The organism is Rhodopseudomonas sp. AAP120, from assembly GCF_001295845.1.
GTDB lineage: Bacteria > Pseudomonadota > Alphaproteobacteria > Rhizobiales > Xanthobacteraceae > Rhodopseudomonas.
Window position 1 is genome coordinate 1 of sequence record NZ_LJIC01000117.1, and the last position, 6,277, is coordinate 6,277.

Genomic DNA, 6,277 nt, shown 5'->3' on the forward strand with positions numbered 1-6,277 from the left:
CCCGATAGGTGCGCCGCCAGGTGATCGCCTCGCGCCGGGCGGCGACGATCGCCCTCACCCGCTTGGCGAGCGGGTCGTTCGGATAGGCGGCGAGGAAATCACCATAGGCCTGCAGCGTGTCGCGATCGAGCGCGGCCGCATAGGCCTCCTGCGCGCCGAAATCGCGGATCGGCTTGGAGCGCAGCGTCTGGTCGACCGCGGCCATCGGCGGCGCATCGGGTGCGCGATCGAAGAACATGAAATTGGAGTCGATCGTGCGCGTATCCCACGGCAGCTGCGCACCCTTGGTCGTCTCGTTGACGCGCAGCCGGACCCGATCGAACAGCTGGGGCAGTGTCAGACCGCCGGTGCGGATCATCTCGGCCAGCGCCTGCGCATAGACGCCGTAGGCGCCGCGCTCGTCCGGCGCGACCGTGCCGGGTGCGGCGTTGAAGGCAATCAGCATCTTCGGATTCGGCTCGACCATCGCCAGGCCCGAGGCGATCGAACCGGGCGGCACGAACGGCTGCTCACGCGCCAGATCCAGCACCACGATGCTCGTCTTCAGCGGCAGCGAGGCGAGCTGGCGCATGTAGTCGCCGATCCGCAGTCCCTCGATCGGAATGTCCGTGTCGCGAGATATTCGGGAGTCGACCGGGATGAAGTAATTCTCGCCGGCATACTGCACGCCGTAGCCGGCGAGATAGATCGCCGCGACGGTGTCGGGCCCGGCATCCTCGGCCTTCTTCATGAAGTCGCGGAAGGCGCCGCGCAGCGTGTCGCCGTCGAGGTCGCGGGCGCCGCTGACGTCGAAACCGGCGGCCTGCAGGGTCTGGGCGATCAGGCCGCCGTCATTGGCGGCGGTGGAGAGCGGCGCCTTGGCGTAGGCGGCATTGCCGATCACCAGCGCGATGCGCTTTTCCTGCTGCTGGGCAAAGGCGCCGTCCGAGACGGCGATCAGCAGAACGACGAAGGCTGAAAAGACAGACAGAAGCGGAGTGAGACGCATGATCGTGACCTGATGCATGAGCGCCATCCGCACCTGCGGATCGCCACCGCGCGTAGTTCAGCGCGCCGCCATCTGAATGTCACTTGAACAAAACGCGACGTGAACAAGGCAAGCCGATACTGCGCTGCGCCCGGCCGGCGGATGCGTCCGCTACGAGTCGGCGGCTACAGCGCCTGCACGTCGACGACGCCGGATACCGCCTTGATGGCGCCGGCAATTTGCGGCGAGACCTTGTAGCGGCCCGGCAGCTTCATCTCGACCTCGGTCTCGAGGTCGAGCATCAGCACCAGTGAGACATCGCCCTCGCCGCTGGAGCGCCCCTGCGCCGGACTCGACGGCGCGGCGCCTTCCAGGCGCTTGGCGACCGAATCGAGGAATTTGGTATCGCGCAGGAAGATTCGCAGGCCCTTCTGCGCCTTGGCGGCAGCGGCATCGAGCGGCTCGGCGTGCAGCACGCGGGCGCGGACGTCTTCGCCCTGCAGCTCGGCGCCGAGTTGCAGCAGCACCGCGGCGCCGGGCTCCAGCACGTCGCGATATTGCGCCAGACCTTCCGAGAACAGCACCGCCTCGAAATGCCCGGTCGGATCGGACAGGCCCATGATGCCCATCTTGTTGCCGGTCTTGGTGCGCCGCTCCATCCGCGACACCACCGTGGCGGCGACCTTGCCGGCGGTGGCGCCGGACTTCACCGCCTTGCAGAAATCCGTCCAGGACTGCACCCGCAACCGCTTCAGCGCCGTGGTGTAGTCGTCGAGCGGATGACCCGACAGGAAGAAGCCGATCGCGTCGTATTCGCGGCGCAGCCGCTCCGACGGCAGCCAGGCTTCGATCTGCGGCATCACGATCGCGGGCGCGTCCGGCAGGCTGCCGAACATATCGTTCTGGCCGCTGGTCGCCGCTTCATTGGCGCGCTGACACGCCGCGATGATCGCATCAGCCGCGGCGAACACGCGGGCACGGTTGGGATCGAGGCAATCGAACGCGCCGGCGGCGGCGAGACATTCGACCACGCGCTTGTTGATCGCGCGCGGGCTGACACGCGCGGCGAAGTCGGCCAGCGAGGCGAACGGCTTGTCGCCCCGTGCCTCGACGATCTGCTGCACCGCCTGCATGCCGACGCCCTTGAGGCCGGCAAGCGCGTAGTAGATGGTGTTCTCGCCGACCTCGAAGGTCGCGCCGGACCGGTTCACGGAAGGCGCCTCGACCTTGATGCCGAGCCGCTGCGCCTCGGCGCGGAATTCCGACAGCTTGTCGGTGTTGTTGATTTCCAGCGTCATCGACGCGGCGAGGAATTCGACCGGGTAATGCGCCTTCATGTAGGCGGTGTGATACGACACCAGCGCATAGGCGGCCGCGTGGCTCTTGTTGAAGCCGTAGTCGGCGAACTTGGCGAGCAGGTCGAAGATGGTGTCGGCGGCGTCCTTGGCCACACCATTCTTGACCGCGCCATCGACGAAGATCGCGCGCTGCTTGTCCATCTCGGCGCGGATCTTCTTGCCCATGGCGCGGCGCAGCAGGTCGGCGTCGCCGAGCGAGTAGCCGGCCATCACCTGGGCGATCTGCATCACCTGCTCTTGGTAGATGATGACGCCGAACGTCTCCTTGAGGATCGGCTCCAGCATCGGATGCAGATATTCCGGCTCCTCGTCGCCGTGCTTGCGGGCGCAATAGGTCGGGATGTTGGCCATCGGGCCCGGGCGATACAGCGCCACCAGCGCGATGATGTCCTCGAACCGGTCCGGCCGCATGTCGACCAGCGCGCGCCGCATGCCCGCGCTTTCCACCTGGAACACGCCGACGACGTCGCCGCGCGCCAGCATCTGGTAGCTCGGCGCGTCGTCGATCGGCAACGTCGGCAGATCGACATGGATGTCGCGCTGCTTCAGCAGCTTCACCGCGACGTCGAGCACCGTCAGCGTCTTCAGGCCGAGGAAGTCGAACTTGACCAGGCCCGCCGGCTCCACCCACTTCATGTTGAACTGGGTGACCGGCATGTCGGATTTCGGATCTCGATACATCGGCACGAGATCGCTGAGCGGCCGGTCGCCGATCACGATGCCGGCGGCGTGGGTCGACGCGTGGCGGGTCAGGCCCTCGAGCTTCTGCGCGATGTCGAAGGCGCGCGCCACCACCGGGTCTTCGTCGCGGAACGCCTGCAGCTTCGGCTCGCCCTCGATCGCCTGCTTCAGCGAGATCGGCGCGGCCGGGTTCTGCGGCACCAGCTTGGTCAGCTTGTCGACCTGCCCGTACGGCATCTGCAGCACGCGGCCGACGTCGCGCAGCACGCCGCGCGCCTGCAACGTTCCGAAGGTGATGATCTGCGCCACCTGATCGCGGCCATAGCGCTGCTGCACGTAGTCGATCACTTCGCCGCGGCGGTCCTGGCAGAAGTCGATGTCGAAGTCCGGCATCGACACGCGTTCCGGATTGAGGAAGCGCTCGAACAGCAGACCGAACCGGATCGGATCGAGGTCGGTGATGGTCAGCGAATACGCCACCAGCGAGCCGGCGCCCGAACCGCGGCCCGGGCCGACCGGGATGCCGTGCGCCTTCGCCCATTTGATGAAGTCCGACACGATCAGGAAGTAGCCGGCGTATTTCATGCGGGTGATGACGTCGAGCTCGAACGCCAGCCGCTTGCGATAGTCCTCCTCGGTCGTATTCGGCGACAGGCCGTGGACGCGCAGCCGCATCTCGAGGCCCTGCTCGGCCTGACGGCGCAGTTCGGCGGCCTCGGCGGCGGCGGCCTCCTCGGCGTTGCTGACGTCGGCGCCGACGGTGAACAGCGGCAGGATCGGCTTGCGGGTCAGCGGCCGGTAGGCGCAGCGCTGGGCAATCTCGACCGTCGAGGCCAGCGCCTCCGGCAGATCGGCGAACAGCACCGCCATCTCGGCGCGGGTCTTGAAGCGATGATCGGGCGTGAACTGGACGCGGTCGGCCTCGGCAATCAGCTTACCGGAGGCGATACACAGCAGCGCGTCGTGCGCCTCGAAATCGTCGGTGGTGGCGAAATGCGGCTCGTTGGTCGCGACCAGCGGCACGCCAAGGTCGTAAGCCAGATCGATCAGCCCGGCTTCGGCACGGCGCTCAGAATCGGTGTTGTGGCGTTGCAGCTCGACATAGAGCCGGTCGCCGAACGCCTGCGCCAGCCGCTCGCAGCGCTGCCGCGCCAGCGCCGGATCGGACAGCATCGCCAGCGAGATCGGCCCGTCCGGGCCGCCGGTCAGCGCGATGACGTCCTCGGTCTCGCCGTCCAGCCAGTCGAACTTGATGTGCGGCGCCTGATTGACCGGCGTCTCCAGGAAGGCGCGCGAATTCAGCCGCATCAGGCTGCGATAGCCGCGCTCGCGCGTCGCCAGCAGCACGATCCGCGACGGCAGCGCCAGCGCCGAATTGCGCGAGGTCGGATCCTGGTCGCCGAAATCGATGCCGAGTTCGAGGCCGACGATCGGCTGGATGCCGCTGCCGGAGAGCTTGTCGGAGAATTCCAGCGCGCCGAACATGTTGTCGGTGTCGGTCAGCGCCAGCGCCGGCTGGTGGTCCGCCTTGGCGAGCTCGGCCAGCTTGGCGATCTTCATCGAGCCTTTCAGCAGCGAATAGGCCGAATGGACGTGAAGATGGACGAATCCGGCTTGGCTCATCGCGCGGCGGCTCTCGATCACAGGGACGGCGGTCCGGGACGGCCGTCTCGTATGGCTGGGGTGAAGGTGCTGGGCCGGCGTGCGCAGCACTGCCGACTCGGCCTCAATGGTGACCCCGTGGGTGCGGCCATGCAAGCCGCCTCGCCGGCCTTGTCCCCGCTATTGCCTCGCCGCGCGGCGCGGGGTCTTGCGCTGCGGCCTCAGAGCTGCGGCAGCACCTGCGCCCACACCGCGACCATCGAGATGAACAGCGCAATCGACGTCAGCGCCGCAGCTTCCTGGATGAAAATCTTCAGCATCGTCCGCCTCCCTCTGACCTTGTGAACATATGCAGAACATAGTTCTTCTTTTGTTCTGGAGTCAAGGAAGCCGATACCGGCCACGGCCGAAGGCCTAACAAGTCGTAAACAGGCAAGGCTTGTCCCCGTTTCCCACCGATTGACGGGAACGCGCGCGCAGCGCACGGGTTGGCCGCAATGGCGGCCGGCCGCCCTCGCCCTGCTCGCCTCACCCACTGGAGACGACGATGCTTATCCGTTCCGCGGTTCTGCTGGCCGGCCTGGCCCTGCCGCTCGCCTGGCCGTCGATGGCCACGGCGCAGCCTTACGACAACTACCCGGTCTGCCTGCGGGTCTATGGCCCGGTGCGGTTCGACGAATGCCGCTACGTCTCGATCGAGCAATGCCGGCCGTCCGCGACGGGCATCGCCGGCCAGTGCGTCACGAACCCGTGGTATCAGCCACCGAGCACCCCGGCGCGGCGCGCACGCGGTCGCTGAGCGCGCCGTCACGCGCGCTCAGCCTCAGGCTCCGGACAGTCCGACCGCACCGCCCCTACTGACTGGCCAGCGCCGCCTCGATCGCCGGGGCGAACGAGCGGTCGACGATGTCTTCGGCCTTCAGCGAGCGATTGATCAGGCCGTTGCGGAAGTACAGGTCGATCGTCTGCTGCTCGCCCGCCACTACGGCATCATCGACGGCCGTGATCCTGATCTTGGCGCGGCTCAGCCAGTTCAGCGGCACCGCGGGCGGGATGCCCATCAGCTTGCCCCAGGTGTCCGCATAGGCGGCCACGTTACTCAACGACCAGGCCCGCGCCCGCGACAGCCGCTGCACGAAATCCTGCAGCTCGGCCCGCTTGCCGGCGATCGCATCGGGACGTGCGACCTGGAAACTGAGGCCCGGCGTCAGGCCTTCGGCCGTGATCACCCGGCGCGAGCCGAACAGCACCTCCTCCTGGCTGACATAGGGCTCCCAGGTCGACCATGCGTCGACCGCGCCCTGGCTGTAGGCGATCTTGGCGTCGGACGGCGCCAGGAACACCAGCTGGACATCCTTCGGCGAGAGCCCCTTCGCTTCCAGCGCGGCCAGCACCAGCTGGTGACCGATCGAACCGCGACCGGTCGCGATCTTCTTGCCCTTGAGATCGTCGAAGCTGCGGATCGGCGACTCCTTCGGCACCAGGACGGCCAAGCCTTCCTGTGTGGAGCGGATCGCCGCGATCGCCTTGACCGGGACGTTGGCGGCTGCCGCAAAGGTGAACGGCGCGTCGCCGACCAGCCCGGTATCGAGCGCGCCGGCGCCGAGCGCTTCCAAGAGCGGCGCCGCGGCGGGAAACTCCCGCCACTCGATCTTGTAGGGAACGTCCT

General features: G+C 67.4%; 4 protein-coding genes. 1 reads left to right on the forward strand and 3 read right to left on the reverse strand.

The window, feature by feature from the left end; all coding sequences use genetic code 11:
* Positions 1–988: caspase family protein (locus IP86_RS18125; RefSeq protein ID WP_197279870.1), on the reverse strand; the 988-nt coding region annotated here is incomplete at its 3' end.
* Between the two features lie 164 nt (positions 989–1,152).
* Positions 1,153–4,629, reverse strand: a complete 3,477-nt coding sequence (dnaE, locus tag IP86_RS18130; protein ID WP_054163831.1) for a DNA polymerase III subunit alpha — start codon at positions 4,627–4,629, stop codon at positions 1,153–1,155.
* A 526-nt stretch (positions 4,630–5,155) separates the two neighbouring features.
* Between dnaE and IP86_RS18135 the strand changes: the two genes are divergently transcribed.
* Complete coding sequence (locus tag IP86_RS18135) at positions 5,156–5,407, forward strand: DUF3551 domain-containing protein (protein WP_054163832.1); 252 nt, start codon at positions 5,156–5,158, stop codon at positions 5,405–5,407.
* A gap of 55 nt (positions 5,408–5,462) precedes the next feature.
* Here IP86_RS18135 and IP86_RS18140 read toward each other — a convergent pair.
* Positions 5,463–6,277: ABC transporter substrate-binding protein (locus IP86_RS18140; protein WP_054163833.1), on the reverse strand; the 815-nt coding region annotated here is incomplete at its 5' end.